This window comes from Ruegeria sp. HKCCD4315, assembly GCF_013112245.1.
In the GTDB taxonomy this organism is placed as follows: Bacteria; Pseudomonadota; Alphaproteobacteria; order Rhodobacterales; family Rhodobacteraceae; genus Ruegeria.
In genome coordinates, this window is record NZ_WVRN01000001.1 from 1677895 (window position 1) to 1695235 (window position 17341).

The window sequence follows — 17341 nt, forward strand, 5'->3', positions numbered from 1 at the left end:
TGACCCGGTATTTCCAACGACACTTAAAGTTCAAACATACGCCTCATTCCTGGCGCAAATGGAAGGCACCTGCTCGTTAGGTTCGGATGTAATGATTGCCCATATTGCCGGACCCAGCGAACAGAAAACCCCCAACTTTGGACTTCAAAATGGCAAAGAAATACCTCTGCGTGCTCGCGGTTGCGGCTGCGGCAGCAACCCCTGCTTTGGCAAATAACGCTCTGAAACAAGATGATTTTTCAGTTGAATGTGTGTCAGATGTGGACGGCAGCAACGTAACTTTGAAACGGTCAGGCGGTTCGGACAAAGGCTATCTTTCCACAGGCGACCTTGAAGGCGAAGCCGCAATTTATCCTGTCGGAGAATCAATGACGTTTCTGTTGATGCAGGACGGAAAGGTCGTCACGTTTGTCGTGAACTATGACAGCTTGAAATACGACATGATGGTCAAAGGCGCGGTTCAAAAATTTGACCGGGGCACGTGTCCGGTATCCTGAGGAGCCCGACACGGGATAGCTTCCGCCAAATGGTGCTATTTCGGCGTTAAAACTGAACGCTCAGCTTTGCGGAATTTTGAAATCGAATACCTGATTTAAGCCGAGTGGTCAGAAAAAAGAAGCGGCGCATACACGCCGCTTCTTTTGTTTTATCAGTGGCTTAAGCAGAAGCTTCAAAAATCTTTTCAATGTTGCTGCCCAGGGCGGCATTGAACTCGGCATCAGATTGCTGTTTCGACAGACCTTCGGTCAGCGCACGCGAAAACGACGCGATCATCTTGCCGTTCTGGCCCAGCAAATCACACGCCTGCTCGGTCGAATACCCACCTGACAAGGCAACCACGCGCACCACGCGCGGGTGATCAGCCACTTCATCATAAAGGTTTGCCGCGCTCGGGATTGTCAGTTTCAGCATGATGTCCTGCCCCTCGGCCAACTGATCCAGGTTTTTCAGGATTTCAGCCTTCAGGATGTCTTCCGCCTCGGCCTTGGTTTCCGAGTTGATGTTAACTTCGGGCTCGACAATCGGAACCATGCCTGCGGCAACGACCTCGCGGGCTACATCGAACTGCTGCGCCACAACGGCAGCGATGCCTTCGGCGTTGGCTTCATGAATCACCGAACGTTCCTTGGTGCCAAACACACCCTCTGCCTTGGCCAGCGTTTCGGCCAGACCCGGGATCGGTTTCATCATCTGGACGCCATTCGCGGTCTCTTCCAGACCTTTGTCGATTTTCAGGAACGGAACGATGCCTTTGACCGACCATAGGTAATCCGCAACCTTGCGGCCGTCGATTTCTTCACCCAGCGTGCGTTCGAACAGGATTGCACCGATCACTTTATCCTTGGTGAAGTCGTCCGCCAGAATGATCCGCGCGCGCATGTTCTGGATTTCGCCAAACATCTCTTCTTCCGAGGCGTAATCCGATGCGTCCACCCCATACAGCGCCAGCGCCTTGGGGGTCGATCCACCACTTTGATCCAGTGCGGCGATAAAGCCTGCTCCGTTGGACATCTGTACGCGCTGTTCTGCTTTGGACATAATGATTTCCCGTTCAAGAATGATTCCGATTTCATTCCTCGCATACAGCACGGTGATGGACGATGGTAGTTTGTTAGCGCTCAACCAACCTCAACCATATCCCGTCCTTGGACCGAACGGTCAGATGCGCCACCGGAACCGGCGTTTTTCCAGGGATTGTTTCGAATTTGAATTGGCGCAACAGCATCGACAGGATCAAGGGCCCTTCAACCATCGCAAATCCCGCCCCCGTGCACACTCTTGGTCCGGCAGAGAACGGAATGTAGGCATTGCGTTGACATGTTTTGCCGTTCTCTGTCTTCCAGCGCGAGGGATCGAACCCGTCGGGATTGTCCCAAAGCCGTTCTTGCCGATGCAGGTGCCACGGGCTGACTACAATTTGTGAACCCTTCGGAACCTCTCGATCGCGAAACTGTTCAGAACATTGCGTTTCCCGAACCATCATTGGCACCGGTGGATAAAGTCGCAACGCCTCGCGAAATACATCTCGGGCGACGTTCAGCCTGGACATGGTCGTAAAGGACGGGTCCGGATTTGCCTGCGCCTCTTCCGCGACCTTCTTTTGCCAGTCGGGGTACAGCGCCAGCAGATAAAGCGTCCAGGCCAGAGCCGAGGCGCTGGTTTCATGGCCCGCCAGAAAGAAGATCGCGACCTGATCAATCATCTCGTCGGTTTCAAAACACTTCCCCGTGGCAGGATCGGGTGTTGTCATGATTTTTGTGGCCAGATCGTTTGGTGCCGTCCCATCAGCAATGGCCGAAGCGCGATCCGCTGTAAGTTTCTGGATCAAACGCCTGATATCATGCGCATTCCGCCGCGTGTCGCCGGCATGTAGACGAGGAACCCAACGTGGCAGAGGCAAAAAAGCCGCAAGGTTCAAAAGCGGTTGCCGCCTTTGATAGGAGTGGAATTTCTGGAATACTTCAGCTGCGATTTCATGTTCGATAGGCACCGAAAACAGTGTTCTGAAAATGACATCTGCGGCGACATGGCTGGTGATTTCTTCAACTTCAACCTCGGTTCCAACACTGGAGCACAGCCGATCCGCGCAGGCTTGTGACGCGTCTCGCATCGCCGGAAACGTGTCTTTTAACCGCCCGCCTTCGAACGCTGGATCAATGATACGACGTTGTCGCTTCCACACCTCACCGTTTGTCAGAAATACAGACTCACCCAAAAGCGGCCGCAAACCTTCGCTGATCCGGTTAGACTTCGGGAAATCTTCAGGCCTCTTTTTCAAAACCAGATCAACCAGTTCTGGCTGATTGACCATGTAAGATCTAAAGAACGGCGTTCGAAATTCCGCCATCCATGCGCGATAGAGCCGTTGGGGCTGCGCCGAAAGCAGGTCTTTCCGAAACAGTCTCAGATACTGCCACAGCGAAACTTTGTCTGGGCGTGGGGTCGGTTTTGGCGGGATCATGCGTGAACCGTAGTGTATTTTGAAACGGGCTGATCAATACGTGACGGTGAAGGCGCGCGCCCGGCAAATCGTGCAGCCAAGGTTTGGGGGCCCGCGGTGATCCGAAAATAATCGTATGCACCCGGACGGTCAAAGGCGCAGAGATACTGAAAATGCAGCTTGAAGAACCGCCAGCGATCCGCCTTCCAGCGCTCAGGAGACAGTGTTTGAGTAAACGCTGCCGACAAAACCAGTGGCCATTTCTTGTCAGGGCTACCCACACCGCTGACCGCAACCGGGTCGCATAGTGCAAAGGCGCAGCCATCGCCGGGGGCGGTAAAATCGACCCATGCCACAGTGGGTTGCTTGGATAGAAACTGCAAATCCGCGCGTAAACGGTGTGCGTTTGGCAGGAACGAAACCATGGGAACCACCTGCCCCAAAGTCAGAAACGACAAAACCGGTCCTTGGTCACGCACATTACAATTGCGGATCAGATCGGCCAGCACCGACACACCCAGATGCGCGCCCGAGCTGTGACCGATCACCAAAACCTCGTCCACCTCTTCAGTCAAAGCGTCTTTGATCAGGTCTTGGAATGTGTCCAATCGCGCCTGCAACTGCGGCGGAGTTTCCCCCTTTAACTGCGCGGAATATGCGTAGTCATGCATCAGGTAATAGACAAACAGCCGGTTGTCGATTGTGCGAAACCAACGCAACACCGCATAAGCCAGAACACCCGCCGGTACCAAAGCCCACAGCCCAACAATTGGGACAAGCAGTTTCGCCGTCGCCCACGCAACCAGCAGCGCGATCAGCAATTGTAAAAGCAACATACCAACCGGATATAGCGCAGCAATCACCGGCCCTTTTCTCAGCCCCATCAACCGACGCAGAGTACCCGTCGAGATGTAGGTCCAAGCGGTTCGCGCCAGTTGCAGATAGGTGGACAGGATCGATCCCGTCATGCTGTCCCGCACGATGTCCGACCAGACCAGCACATCGACATCCGTGTGCACCCGTTCACCATCCTGAAGCGATGTGACATGCCAGCCAAAGACGTCAGCTCGCGGCTTGGCTGACACGGAAATCTCATAGCCGGAAATCTCAGCCTGGGCCTGTGACTCAGACCGATACAGCTCCCGGTATCGTCTGGGCGGAAACGGATCATAACCGGGAATGTAAAACACCCGACGTTTGCGCACCTGAGGCTGATTTGTCTGACTGCACATGCCCTTACCTTCTGCCGTTCAGGTTAACGCAGGCTTGAGGTCATGGTAAGGGGGTCAGCGGTTCATCCAAAATTTGCCAATGCCGGGAAGGTTTCCAGCAACCACCAGCTGAACCGTGTGAACAGACCGGTGATCAGCATGATGCCCACGAACAACAGCAATCCACCCATGACCTTTTCGATCGTACCCATGTAAGGCTTGATGCGGTTCATGACGGTCATCGATCGGTTCAGGAACATAGCCGCCAGAAGGAATGGAATACCCAGCCCCGCCGCGTAGACGCCCAGCAATACCGTACCACGCGCCACTGATGCCTCATTCGCCGCCAGCGAAAGGATCGCACCCAACTGAGGCCCAATGCAGGGCGTCCAGCCAAAGGCAAACGCCAAACCCAGAATATACGCCCCAAAAACCGAGCCACCGGAATCACCGGTATCGATCCGCGCTTCGCGGTCCAGAAACGGGATGCGGAATACGTTCAGGAAGTGAAGACCAAACACGATCACCACCGCACCCGAAAGCTTGGCAAAAAGCACCTGATTCTGAAGAACAAACGCCCCGAAGGCAGACGCGGTAAAGCCCAAAAGCAGAAAGACGGTCGACAGACCCATCACAAAGAACAATGCCGACATCGTTGCCTTGCGCCGCGCACGGGCCTCGTCCTGCATCTCGTTGATTGTGACGCCGCTCATATACGCCAGATAAGGCGGCACGATGGGCAGCACGCATGGTGACAGAAAGCTGATCAAGCCACCCAACAGCGCGACAAACATGGCGGGCAACAGTCCCGCGTCTATGATTTCAATTCCGAACATGCCTCTGCACATAAGTGATGAATGTCGATCCGTCACGGGGCCATTCAGTCACATCCTCGTGGTTGGAATCTGGACAATATTTCAACTTGGTCCTATCCCGAAATGCATGACCGATATAACAGATACATTGGACGCCCTTGGGCTTTTGTGTCCTCTACCCATCCTCAAAGCCCGCAAACGGCTTAAATCCTTGCCTGCAGGGGCCGTACTGCGGGTGCTGGCCGATGATCCGGCGGCCATCGTCGATGTTCCACATTTTTGCTCCGAAGCCGGACATACGCTGCTGTCTCAGGAACTTGACGGGGCGCATCAGGTTTATCTGATCCAAAAAGCCGTCTAAAAATCCTTCGGATTACTAAAAAGGCGGGCTCCTCAGCCCGCCTTTTCATTACTTGCCCAGCGACCACCACCCGCGTCGCTTCGGCTTGGCGGGGCCTGGTTCCGGTTCTTCCGCGACTGTTTCCAGCACAGGCTCAGGTGTCTCTTCCACAGGGGCTTCTACTGCGGGCTCAACCTCATCAGCAGTGACCTCTTCAACCGCTTGCGCCGCAAGTTCTTCCACAACACCAGACGTCTCTTCTGCTGGCGCGTCCTCGACACTGGCCTCTTCGGCGTTCACCGGTTCCTCTGGTGCAACCTCAACAGTCTCAGCTTCCACCTCAACAGTTTCGCCTTGTTCCTGAGCCACCTCGGGCACCTCGGCCTCAGGGTTTTCTGCAGCGTCCTCGGCCACAGGCGCCTCAGCTACGGTCTCAGCTTCAACTCCTTCAGTTGCTTCAGCCTGTTCAACCGTTTCCTCGGCCGCAACGTCCTTTTTCCGGCGACGCGGAGCACGTTTACGCTTGGGCTTGGCAGGCTTTTCTTCCTCTGCCGCTTCCGCTTCTACGACGTCAGCCGCACCTTCTTCATCGGCGGCATCACCAGAAGCGTTCTCCTGCGCCTCTCCTTCGGAGCTTTCGTTGGATTGCTCTGCGGCATCACCATTGCCCCCACCCTTCTTGCGCCGACGACGGCGACGTTTGCGCTTGGGCTTGGCATCATCTTCGGTTGGGGTGGTTTCCTCCTCAACCTCTTCCTCGTCAGACGAGTCCACCATGTCCATCAGAGACGCATCCACAGAAACGACAGGCGCAGTGGCTTCAGGCACAATCCGGCTGGCGGTTTTAAATTTCTCCATCGAGAAATCGGGGCTCACCAAGTGGATGTCGCCTTCGATCCGCACAGACAGGCCATACCGGGCTTCGATCTGAGCAATGTGCTCACGCTTCTGGTTCATCAAGAAGTTGGCAATGCTGACTGGGCAACGCACCAAAACTTCACGCGAACGACGGCGTGTGCCTTCCTCTTCGATCTGACGCAGAATCGACAGGGCCATGTTGTCGTCCGAACGGATCAGACCTGTGCCGTGACATGCCGGACAAGGCTGAGTCGTGGCCTCGATCATTCCGGGTCGCAGTCGCTGGCGGCTCATTTCCAACAAACCGAAGCCGGAAATCCGGCCCACCTGAATGCGCGCGCGGTCAGTTTTCAGCTTGTCCTTCAGACGCTTTTCAACCGCTGCATTATTCTTGCGCTCGTCCATATCGATGAAATCGATGACGATCAGACCGGCCAAATCCCGAAGACGCAGCTGGCGCGCCACCTCTTCGGCGGCCTCCAGGTTTGTCTTCAGCGCGGTCTCTTCGATCGAGCCTTCTTTGGTCGCGCGCCCCGAGTTTACATCGATAGCAACCAGAGCTTCGGTCACGCCGATCACGATATAACCACCGGATTTCAGCTGAACCGTCGGGTTGAACATGCCCGCCAGATAGCTTTCCACCTGATAGCGCGCGAACAAAGGCAGGGCATCTTCGTACCGTTTCACGTTCTTGGCGTGGGACGGCATGATCATTTTCATGAAGTCCTTGGCGATGCGATAACCGCCTTCGCCTTCAACAAGAACCTCATCAATGTCTCGATTGTAAAGATCGCGGATCGACCGTTTGATCAGGTCGCCTTCCTCATAGATCTTTGCAGGCGCAATCGACTCCAGCGTGAGCGCGCGGATCTGTTCCCACAAACGCTGCAGGTATTCATAGTCGCGCTTGATCTCGGACTTGGTGCGTTTGGCACCCGCAGTGCGGATGATCAGACCCGCCCCGGTCGGCACATCGATGTCCGCGGCGATTTCTTTCAATTTCTTACGGTCGGCGGCGTTGGTGATTTTGCGGCTGATACCGCCACCGCGCGCGGTGTTCGGCATCAATACACAATAGCGACCGGCCAAAGACAGATAGGTTGTCAGCGCAGCACCCTTGTTGCCGCGCTCTTCCTTGACCACCTGCACCAGCAGGACCTGACGAACCTTGATGACTTCCTGAATCTTGTAACGACGCGGGCGCGGTTTGCGTGGCGGACGGATGTCTTCGCTGTCATCTTCGTCAGCTACAGATTCAATCGAGTCGTCTTTCGACGAGGCATCGGCGCTCTTGCCTTCAGCATCCTCGTCTTCCGCACCCTGATCGCCGTCTGCATCTGCAGCAGCTTCACCCGAGGTCTCAACATCGTCAGAAGCAACCGCCTCCGTCCCTGCCTCATTTGCCGATGCGCTATCAGCTTCTGCGCTTACTTCTGTCTCATCGCTTGAGGCCTCACCAGCGTCTTTACTGACTTCACCTGTGTCGTCGCCGGCTTCTTCGGGCGATGCAGACGTGTCTTCCACCTCAGAAGCAGATTCTTCTGCCGCGTTATCTGACGCAGTTTCTGCCGAAGTCGCATCGCTGTCTTCCGGCTCTTCTACCGGTGTTTCAGCCACGATCTCCATCGGAGAGGTTCCCTCGGGCACCTCTGCATCTGCATCTTCGCCATCGGCCAAATCGATGGTTTCCATACCGGTTGGCTCGGTCGAAACCTCCATTGTCTCAACCGGATCGTCCGACTTCACATCTGCCGCCTTGGAACGCGACCGAGACCGCCGCTTTTTGGGCTTGGCTTCTTCGGCTTCGTCACGCGCCTTCATCGCCTCGGCATAAGCGCGCTCTTCCTCCATCAACGCCTCACGGTCGGCGACGGGGATCTGATAGTAGTCCGGATGAATTTCCGAAAAGGCTAGGAATCCGTGACGGTTCCCACCATAGTCGACAAACGCCGCCTGCAGCGACGGCTCAACCCGTGTTACTTTTGCAAGGTAGATGTTGCCAGCAAGCTGGCGTTTGTTTTCGGATTCAAAATCGAACTCCTCGACCTTGTTTCCGTCGACCACCACGACGCGGGTTTCCTCCGCGTGGGTGGCATCGATAAGCATTTTCTTAGCCATGTTTCCTTGGTGCACCGCGCCAAACGCGTTGTCCTGACCTGTCCAGGCGGACAGGCGCTTTTGGGGAGGTGTCTTGTCAGGGCGATATCAGACGGCGCGCGGCAGGGTCTGGCGCTGTAGCCCCCTGCCCGGTCTCTCAATCGTTGCGCGCGCGTCATCGCGGTTCTTCTCCGACAGGCGCAGTTTCTGCAGCCCGCCCATTTATTCCTTTCACCCGACGTATCGGGCTCAGGTACTCCACTGCCCGCAATCGGGGCACAATCGGTCTGCTTCGCAGCGAAATTAACGTGCAGCAAAGCAGCGAAACTCAAAGATTCGGGACTTAAGAGCGCTAAAAAGGCCCGGCCCGTCCGAACACAATAAAAGCAGTCCTGTGGAAAAGACAATGGGCAAACTGCATCAAGACCGCCGACGCAGCGCGGGATCTCTTCATCTGGCCTAAAATACCTCGGGGGAGTCGCCAAAGGCGACGGGGGCAGAGCCCCCATTCGCAACGGTTAAAGATAGTCCGACCGCTGAAGTCCGTATTTGGCCATCTTCTCGTTCAACGTCCGGCGCGGCAGGCACAATTCGTCCATGACCGACGCGATCGACCCCTTGTGGCGGCGCATTGTATTGTCGATCAGCATCCGCTCGAACGCTTCGACATATTCCTTCAACGGCTTGCCTTCGGTGGTCATCACCGGCTGCATCTCTTCATGGTCGGACATCAACAATGACGCAATCGTTCCTGATCCACGGCGTGATTGTAGCACGGCACGCTCGGCAATATTGATCAGTTGACGCACATTGCCTGGCCACGGGGCCTGCAACAATTGCGCCGCTTCCTGCGCACTGACCTGAGGGGCATCGCAGCCATATTCCTCTGCAAATTGCTCGCTGAGGCGCGTGAAGAGGGTAAGAATGTCCTCACCCCGCTGACGAAGTGGCGGCATGGTGATCCGCAATGCCGCCAACCGATAGAACAGGTCGGGGCGCAGAACGTCTTCGGATGTCTTCCCCGCTTCCTGCAGGTTCGAAATCGCAACAATCCGCGTTTCAGCAGGGGTGCCCTGCTCGTTCATCACGCTCAGCAGTTTGGCCTGCAACGTATCGCTCAGCGCCTCAACATCTTCCAGCACCAGTGTCCCGCCGCGTGCTTCTTCGATGGCCGGCAGTTGCGCATCCTCGGGCATCATCGGGCCAAAAAGGCGCTTGGCCAGCGCGTCTTCCTCCAACGCGGCGCAGGACACCAGAACAAACTTCTTGCCTGCGCGGCTGCCCACCGCATGCAGCGCATGCGCCACCAGCGTCTTGCCGGTTCCCGTCTCGCCGTCGATCAATACATGACCATCGGCTTGCCCAAGATCCAGAATATCCTCACGCAGCCTTTCCATAACCGGGCTGGCACCGATCAGCTTGTTCATGATCTGCGTGCCACCCGACAGCTCACGCCGCAGCGCCCGGTTGTCCAGTGTCAGACGGCGTGCATTGCTGGCGCGTTTGGCCAGTTCGGACATGCGATCAGGGTTAAACGGCTTTTCAAGGAAATCGAACGCACCAACGCGCATCGCCTCAACCGCCATCGGAACGTCGCCATGCCCCGTGATCATTATGACTGGCAGGGTGCTGTCGGCCCCCATCAGCTTTCTCAAAAGCTGAATTCCATCCATCCCCGGCATCTTGATGTCCGAAATCACAATCCCCGGATAATCCGGTCCCAGAACCTTGAGCGCATCTTCCGCGCTGGCAAAGGTTTCAGTGTCGTATCCGGACAAAGCAAGCCACTGGCTGATCGACTGGCGCATGTCCTGTTCGTCATCCACAATGGCAATTTTCATGGCCTGTGCCATAGTCATTCCTCGTTATTCCGCGGCCTCAAGGCCGTCGCTTCCCAGTGCTGGCAACTGCATTTCAAACACCGCGCCACCATATTGGCCGTTGCGCGCAGTCAGCCGTCCCCCATGGTCGTTCACGATCCCCGACGAGATGGCAAGCCCCAGTCCAACCCCGTCGCCAGGCTGTTTGGTAGTATAGAACGGCTCGAACAGGTTCTCGATATCCTCGATACCGTGCCCGTTGTCCCGCACGGTCAGAACCGCCATGTCGCCCGCCGCCAGGATGATTTCCACATCCGGCTCTGCTACCGATTTGGTGGCATCCAGCGCGTTTCGCAAGAGGTTGACCATCACCTGCTCGATCCGCATCCGGTCCCCCATCACCATGACAGGTTCTTCCGGCAGGATCTGAGTGATCTTCACATGACGCTGACGCAGTTGCGGCTCCATCATGGACAAGGCCGAGGCCAGCGCTTCACCAAGGTTTACAGGCGAAAACGCATCCGCCCCTTTGCGGGCATAAGACTTGAGCTGGCGCGTGATCGCACCCATCCGCTCGATCAGACCGTCGATGCGTCCAAAGCTGGCAAGCGCCTCTTCCGGTCGGTTGCGCCGCAACAACAGACGCGCCCCGGCGAGATATGTTTTCATTGCAGCCAGAGGTTGATTAAGCTCGTGACTTACCGCAGCCGACATCTCGCCCAAGGCGGCCAATTTCGAACTTTGCGCAAGGGTCTGTTCCGCCAAATCCAGCGTCTTTTCAACCCGTTCCCGCTCAGCAATTTCCCGCTGTAGCCGTGCGTTCAATGCGCGAAGCTCTGCCGACTCGCGCTGAAACAGCGCCATGCGAAGGGTCGCCCGACGGCTGAGCGCATAAAACGTCAGCGCCAGAAGAATCGCAAATCCCATGATTTCCAGAGCAAGCACGCTGTTCACCTTTTCGCGGATCGACTCAAAGGTGGTGAACGACGTCATTTGCCAACCCCGGAACGGGATGCGTGTTTCCATGCGCATCACGGCCTCGCCTTGCAGGTAGGCATCCGGTGGCAAAGCCGTCCAATCGGTTGTAGCCCGAATAGCGCGTTGAATTGCACCCTGCGGCGGTTGCCGCAGCATCGCCGTGCTCTCTTCCAACCCACGCCAGCGGGGCTCGGTAGACAGGATAATGGTTCCGGTACTGTCGGTGACCATCACCGCGTCCGAAATACCGGCCCAGGCGCGTTCGAATTTCTGAAGGTCGACCTCGACAACGATGACCCCCAAAATTTCCGATCCGTTTTCCAGTCGCCGGGAATAGACGAAGCTGTATCCGCCGGAGTCCCTGGGAATGACCGAAAAGATCGTGGCATTAGACCGGATGGCATCCACATAATAAGCTGTATTTCTGTGCCCTTCACCCAGCTTGTTCCGATCCGTTGCGGCAACGGTTCGACCATCGCTGTCCAAAAGCATCAGCGAGGCCGCGCCAATTTCTTCAACGAAGGAAATCAGGCGCTGGGTCGACAACGTATAATCACTGGATTGCAGCGCTGAAATCAGGGTCGGGTCTCGTGCCAGCAACTGTGGCACGATCGAGTTTCGACGCAACTCACTCAGCAGGTTACCGGAATACAGGGCCAGTCGCAGCTCTGCCCGGTTTCGCGTTGATTCCGTGAACCTGTCGGTCAACAGGCTATTGGTAATCCAAACCGTGGTAATAGTTGCAAGCAGCAAAACAAGAACGGCAACGCGCAAACGCCAGCCCAGCGGAGCACCGCGAAGCGGTTTCAACATATTTGACCAAGCTGATCGCACGTCCGAGTTCATGGCCAGACGTTACGCGCGGGCGCGCGCGACCTCAAGTCACGCTGCTTCAAACACGCCTGACAATGCGCGGAACAGCGCCACTCCGTCCGTGCCACCATGCCCTTCATCTGCCGCACGCTCGGGATGAGGCATCATCCCCATTACTCGGCGGTTTTCGGACAGGATGCCAGCGATGTCGCCGACCGAGCCATTGGGATTCTCGGTATAGGTGAACGCGATGCGATCCTGATCCTTTAGGGCCGCAAGTGTTTCGTCATCCGCGAAGTAGTTGCCGTCATGGTGCGCGATTGGGATACCGATCACGTCGCCTGCATTATAGCCCCCGGTAAACACGCTGTCGCTTGTTTCGACCTTCAAGCCCACTGTTTTGCAGATGTATTTCAGACCGGCATTGCGCAGCAACGCGCCAGGCAGGATGCCGGTTTCCGTCAAAACCTGAAACCCGTTGCAGATACCCACGGCATAGCCGCCGCGTTCGGTATGCTCGACCACCGCCTTACAGATCGGAGATTTGGCGGCGATGGCACCGCAGCGCAGATAGTCTCCATAGGAAAAGCCACCCGGTACGCCCACGATATCAACACCGTCGGGCAAGGCCGCGTCTTTGTGCCAAACCATATCAACCTTGAAACCGGCCTGCTCAAAGGCGACGGCGAGGTCTCGGTCACAGTTGGATCCGGGGAATACGATTACGGCTGCGCGCATGGCGGGCCCTCCTACGAGACAAAATCTGTAACCACTGCAACGCCCGGAGGGGTTGGGTGGTCAAAGGCGGCAAGCTCAGCACTCACCTGGTTAAGAGTTATTTTGCGCGTGACCAGCGGGCTCAGGTCAATCCTGCCCCCTGCGATCAGCGACAACAAAGACGGATAGCGCCAGCTTGGCATGCCCCGCGTTCCGAAAATAGAAAGCTGGCCGGAATAAAGCACGTCCATCGGCAAAGCCATCTGCGTGTGATCCCCGGCCGGCATGCCGATCTGCACCATGCGGCCCATTTTGCGCAGCGACCGCATCGCCGACACAGTTGTGACTTCGATGCCCAAAGCCTCGATGGCAACATGCGCGCCGCCGCCAGTGATGTCTTTTACTGCCTGCGGCGCATCACATGTTGTGGCATTGACAACCGCATCAGCCCCCAAAGACTGTGCATAGCTCAGCTTGTCATCCGCAATGTCGACCACGACGACCCTTGCGCCAAGGGCCTTGCCTAAAAGCAGCGTGGAAATCCCAACACCGCCGCCGCCGAAGACAGCAATCCATTCCCCACCCTGAACCTGCGCCCGTCCGACCAAAGCCTGCCAGGCCGTTGTCACACGACACCCCAAGGCTGCAGCAACTTCGGGCGCAATGCTATCGGGCAATGTTGTGAGGTTCGCATCCGCATGGGCCACAGCGATATATTCCGCAAAAGCACCATCACAGGTGAACCCAGGAACAATCTGGTCGTTACAGATTGTCTGGTGCCCCTGCGCGCAGTCTGCGCAATGTCCGCAAGCCAGAATGAACGGCGCGATGACCTTGTCGCCCACCCGCCAGCGGGTGACCCGAGAACCGACCGCGACAACCTCACCACAATATTCATGACCGGGTGTCATCGGAAGGATTACGTCCGGGTCCGCGCCTGACCATGCATGCCAATCGGATCGGCACACGCCACACGCCAAAACCCGAACCACAACACCATCTTCGGCGGGTTCGGGATCGGGCACGGTCGCAACCTCAAGCGGTTGACGGTAGGTGATCAGACGCGCGGCCCGCATTCGATCAGACCAGTTCGATCTCGTAGCGTTCGATGACGGTGTTGGCCAACAGCTTTTCGCACATTTCGGTCACATCTGCCTCGGTCGCGCCATCGGCCAGTTCAAGATCAATCACTTTGCCCTGACGGACACCTTCGACCTGATCAAAGCCCATTGCGCCCAATGCGTGCCGAACTGCTTCGCCCTGCGGGTCCAGCACCCCGTTCTTGAGCATCACATGAACCCGTGCTTTCATTTTGGCAACTCCACCTTCGGGCCGCTATCCATGGCCCATTTCGTTGCGCGGGGGATAGCGTGCCTGACCGTTTTCGACAACCCTGTTTCCCAAGCAGTTTGCCGCAGTTGTCATCACGCAAAGCAACTCTTTTGGTTGATAATCAACAGATGAACCTGTCGAGACCGCAAAAACCAAAAATGCGCCGCGATTTTTGCCGCGGCGCAGTTTAGTTGAAACAAAAGTTCCCAGAACGGGTCAGTTGATCAGTGTCGGCTTGGTGACATTGGTATTCGGTAGCACACCCAAACGGCGCGCAACTTCTGAATACGCATCGGTCAGATTGCCCAGGTCACGACGGAACACGTCTTTGTCCAGCTTCTGACCGGTTTCGATGTCCCAAAGGCGGCAGCTGTCAGGGCTGATTTCGTCAGCCACGATCAAACGCTGATAATCCCCTTCGAAAATGCGTCCGATTTCGATCTTGAAGTCCACAAGGCGGATACCAACCGCCAGCATCACACCGCTCATGAAGTCGTTCACGCGCAGCGCTAGGCTGAGGATATCGTCCATGTCCTGCTGGCTGGCCCAGCCAAAGGCAGCGATATGTTCTTCGGTGACCAGAGGATCACCCAGCGCATCGTCTTTATAGCAATATTCAACGATCGGGCGCGGCAGCTGTGTCCCTTCGGATATGCCCAGACGTTTAGACATCGATCCGGCGGCATAGTTTCGAACGATCACTTCCAACGGAACGATTTCGCAATTACGCACCAGTTGTTCGCGCATGTTCAGGCGGCGAATAAAGTGGTTCGGAATACCGATCTGGGTCAGGCCGTTCATGAAGAACTCGGACAGGCGATTGTTCAACACGCCTTTGCCGTCAATCACATCCTTCTTTTCAGCGTTGAATGCTGTGGCGTCATCCTTGAAATACTGCACGATCGTGCCCGGTTCGGGGCCTTCATACAAAATCTTGGCTTTGCCTTCGTAGATTTTCTTGCGACGCGCCATAAGCGACCTTTCCAGTCTGAGCAAAGGGAATGAGTCCCCTCTCGTTGGCGTCCTCATAGTGCAAGCACTCTTTTCCCGCAAGTTCATGTACCCGAGAGGCTTTGACGCAGCGCAAATACCTTGCGCCCGGGACGTCGTATGGTCATATCATCAGGAAAGAAGATGTAACCCAAGAGGTCCTCACCCAATGACCACGTTCGACGAACGCGAAAACGCCTTTGAAGCCAAGTTTGCCCATGATGAAGAAATGCAGTTCAAGGCACAGGCCCGCTGCAACAAACTGCTGGGCCTGTGGGCGGCAGAAAAGCTGGGCAAATCCGGCGCAGAAGCCGAAGAATATGCCAAGACCGTAGTAGTCGCCGACTTCGAAGAAGCCGGACACGAAGACGTTGTCCGCAAAGTCGCCGGTGATCTGGGTGATTTGTCTTCGGCCGAAGAAATCCGCGCCAAGATGGCCGAGATTCTGCCCGAAGCCAAAGCTCAGGTCATGAGCGAGGCCGACTAAGTTTTTCTTACACAGCTCATGATCTTCATGAGTTTTATGAATTTGATTTGACGCCCCTGTCATGTGACATGGGGCGTCTCTATTTTTAACGGCGTTTTGCGCCTTTTTCTGGAATAACCCAATGACAAACGCGCTGAGCAAGCTTCTGGAAACCAAAGATGCCATTTTGGCTGATGGTGCGACCGGAACAAATCTGTTCAACATGGGCTTGCAGTCTGGTGACGCGCCCGAACTTTGGAACGTGGACGCCCCCGACAAGATCCGGGCGCTGTATCAGGGTTCGGTGGATGCGGGCAGTGACCTGTTTCTGACCAACACCTTTGGCGGTACGTCCGCACGGCTCAAGCTGCACGAAGCTCAGAATCGCGTGGGCGAGCTAAACCGCATCGGTGCTGAACTCGGACGCGAGGTGGCAGACAAGGCCGGGCGTCCCGTCGTGGTTGCAGGATCTGTTGGACCAACTGGTGAAATCATGGAACCGGTCGGCAGCCTGACGCATTCCGACGCGGTGGAAATGTTCCACGAACAAGCAGCAGCGCTGAAAGAAGGCGGTGTTGATGTGCTCTGGGTGGAAACCATCAGCGCCCCTGAGGAGTTCCGAGCCGCGGCCGAAGCATTTGCACTGGCTGACATGCCGTGGTGTGGCACGATGAGCTTTGATACCGCTGGGCGCACAATGATGGGTGTGACCTCGGCCGATTTGGCGCAAATAGTCGAAACGCTGTCCAACCCACCCATCGCCTTTGGTGCAAACTGTGGAACCGGCGCATCAGACATTTTGCGCACAATTCTGGGCTTTGCAGCGCAAGGCACAGAGCGTCCTCTGATCTCCAAGGGTAACGCGGGCATTCCGAAATACGTGGATGGTCACATCCATTATGACGGCACGCCCGAACTTATGGGCCAGTATGCAGCTATGGCACGCGATGCCGGCGCGACAATCATTGGCGGTTGCTGCGGAACAATGCCAGATCACCTGCGCAAGATGCGTGAAGCTTTGGATACCACCTCGCGCGGCGAACGCCCGACTTTGGATCAGATCACTGATGCGTTAGGTCCGTTTACATCGGCCTCTGATGGAACGGGCGACGAGGCTGTCCCTGAACGCCGCACGCGCCGCCGCCGCCGCGCCTGAAGTGAATTAGCGCCCTTCGAATTTCGGAGGGCGTTTTCCCATGAAAGCCACCACACCTTCGGCGAAATCGCGCGAGCGACCACATTCGCCCTGCAGATGCGCTTCGGTCGCAAGCTGCTGAGGTAGTGTATTTTCATAAGTTCCACGAATGGCCTGTTTGATCGCGCCGTAGGCTGCTGTCGGACCATTGGCCAGATATTCTGCCCGTTTCCGCCAATGCGCTGCGAAATTGTCATCAGGTACAGATTCCCAGATCAAGCCCCAGTCATCCGCTTGTTGCGCGCTGATCTTGTCGGCGAACAACGCCGCACCCATCGCCTTGGCCAGCCCCATCTGGCGCGGCATGAACCAGGTTCCTCCGGCATCCGGTAACAAACCGATCCGCGCAAAGGCTTGCAGGAAATAGGCGCTTTCAGTTGCGATCACAACATCCGCGCAAAGGGCGAGGTTCGCCCCTGCCCCGGCCGCAGCACCGTTTACAGCCGCAATTGTGGGAACCGGACAGCTGTGGATCGTTTCCAGCATTGGTTCGTATTCGTCGCGCAAAGACCGCTCCAGATCGATCTTGCCGGTTGAAGAGGCATCGCCCAGATCCTGCCCGGAACAAAAAGCGGGACCAGCGCCGGTGATCACGATGCACCGGGCTCGGGTTGCCGCGTCTTTCATTGCATGGGTAATTTCAGCGCGCATCTGAGTTGTCAGAGCGTTCATTTTGTCAGGTCTGTTCAAGGTCAGAACCGCCAGACCGTCCGTAATGTCCAGAACAACTGTTTCGTAATGCATGAAAACCCTCCCGTCGCGCCAAGC

General features: G+C 56.4%; 16 protein-coding genes. 4 read left to right on the plus strand and 12 right to left on the minus strand.

Annotated features, from left to right (window positions below):
- The first annotated feature begins 149 nt into the window (after positions 1–149).
- Positions 150–497, plus strand: coding sequence for a hypothetical protein (locus GS646_RS08465; RefSeq protein WP_171183061.1), 348 nt, complete (start codon positions 150–152; stop codon positions 495–497).
- Between the two features lie 160 nt (positions 498–657).
- On the opposite strand, the gene GS646_RS08470 is transcribed toward GS646_RS08465, so the two are convergent.
- From GS646_RS08470 to GS646_RS08485, 4 genes are all read right to left on the minus strand, one after another.
- Positions 658–1539: a fructose bisphosphate aldolase gene (locus GS646_RS08470; protein ID WP_171183059.1), complete on the minus strand. Its 882-nt coding sequence runs from the start codon at positions 1537–1539 to the stop codon at positions 658–660.
- Between the two features lie 73 nt (positions 1540–1612).
- Positions 1613–2962, minus strand: a complete 1350-nt coding sequence (locus GS646_RS08475) for a cytochrome P450 (protein WP_171646908.1) — start codon at positions 2960–2962, stop codon at positions 1613–1615.
- Complete coding sequence (locus GS646_RS08480; RefSeq protein WP_171183054.1) at positions 2959–4173, minus strand: hypothetical protein; 1215 nt, start codon at positions 4171–4173, stop codon at positions 2959–2961. Before GS646_RS08480 ends, GS646_RS08475 begins: the two co-directional genes overlap by 4 nt.
- 62 nt (positions 4174–4235) lie before the next feature.
- Positions 4236–4988, minus strand: a complete 753-nt coding sequence (locus GS646_RS08485; RefSeq protein ID WP_171089861.1) for a cytochrome c biogenesis CcdA family protein — start codon at positions 4986–4988, stop codon at positions 4236–4238.
- A gap of 106 nt (positions 4989–5094) precedes the next feature.
- Between GS646_RS08485 and GS646_RS08490 the strand changes: the two genes are divergently transcribed.
- Entirely contained in the window at positions 5095–5328 is a 234-nt protein-coding gene (locus GS646_RS08490; protein WP_171646899.1) for a sulfurtransferase TusA family protein, read from the plus strand.
- 48 nt (positions 5329–5376) lie between these two features.
- Here GS646_RS08490 and GS646_RS08495 read toward each other — a convergent pair whose 3' ends face one another.
- From GS646_RS08495 to purC, 7 genes are all read right to left on the minus strand, one after another.
- Complete coding sequence (locus GS646_RS08495; protein WP_171183052.1) at positions 5377–8283, minus strand: ribonuclease E/G; 2907 nt, start codon at positions 8281–8283, stop codon at positions 5377–5379.
- 497 nt (positions 8284–8780) lie between these two features.
- Complete coding sequence (locus tag GS646_RS08500; RefSeq protein WP_171183050.1) at positions 8781–10115, minus strand: sigma-54 dependent transcriptional regulator; 1335 nt, start codon at positions 10113–10115, stop codon at positions 8781–8783.
- 12 nt (positions 10116–10127) lie between these two features.
- Positions 10128–11873: an ATP-binding protein gene (locus tag GS646_RS08505; RefSeq protein WP_171183049.1), complete on the minus strand. Its 1746-nt coding sequence runs from the start codon at positions 11871–11873 to the stop codon at positions 10128–10130.
- Between the two features lie 69 nt (positions 11874–11942).
- Positions 11943–12611 carry a phosphoribosylformylglycinamidine synthase subunit PurQ gene (purQ, locus tag GS646_RS08510; protein WP_171183047.1) on the minus strand — a complete coding sequence of 223 codons (669 nt, stop codon included), beginning with the start codon at positions 12609–12611 and terminating at the stop codon, positions 11943–11945.
- Positions 12612–12622: 11 nt separating this feature from the next.
- Complete coding sequence (locus GS646_RS08515; RefSeq protein ID WP_171183045.1) at positions 12623–13666, minus strand: zinc-dependent alcohol dehydrogenase family protein; 1044 nt, start codon at positions 13664–13666, stop codon at positions 12623–12625.
- A gap of 4 nt (positions 13667–13670) precedes the next feature.
- A complete protein-coding gene (gene purS / locus GS646_RS08520) occupies positions 13671–13901 on the minus strand; it encodes a phosphoribosylformylglycinamidine synthase subunit PurS (RefSeq protein ID WP_117872765.1) in 231 nt (76 codons plus the stop codon).
- Between the two features lie 237 nt (positions 13902–14138).
- Positions 14139–14894 carry a phosphoribosylaminoimidazolesuccinocarboxamide synthase gene (purC, locus tag GS646_RS08525; protein ID WP_171646897.1) on the minus strand — a complete coding sequence of 252 codons (756 nt, stop codon included), beginning with the start codon at positions 14892–14894 and terminating at the stop codon, positions 14139–14141.
- 187 nt (positions 14895–15081) lie between these two features.
- Here purC and GS646_RS08530 point away from each other — a divergent pair, with 187 nt between their 5' ends.
- Together GS646_RS08530 and bmt are read left to right on the plus strand one after the other, a co-directional pair.
- A complete protein-coding gene (locus GS646_RS08530; protein WP_171089847.1) occupies positions 15082–15399 on the plus strand; it encodes a DUF1476 domain-containing protein in 318 nt (105 codons plus the stop codon).
- A gap of 121 nt (positions 15400–15520) precedes the next feature.
- Positions 15521–16534: a betaine--homocysteine S-methyltransferase gene (bmt, locus tag GS646_RS08535; protein ID WP_171183043.1), complete on the plus strand. Its 1014-nt coding sequence runs from the start codon at positions 15521–15523 to the stop codon at positions 16532–16534.
- Positions 16535–16540: 6 nt separating this feature from the next.
- Here bmt and GS646_RS08540 read toward each other — a convergent pair whose 3' ends face one another.
- On the minus strand, positions 16541–17317 hold the full coding sequence (locus GS646_RS08540) for an enoyl-CoA hydratase-related protein (protein WP_171089843.1): 777 nt from the start codon (positions 17315–17317) through the stop codon (positions 16541–16543).
- Between the last annotated feature and the right edge of the window lie 24 nt (positions 17318–17341).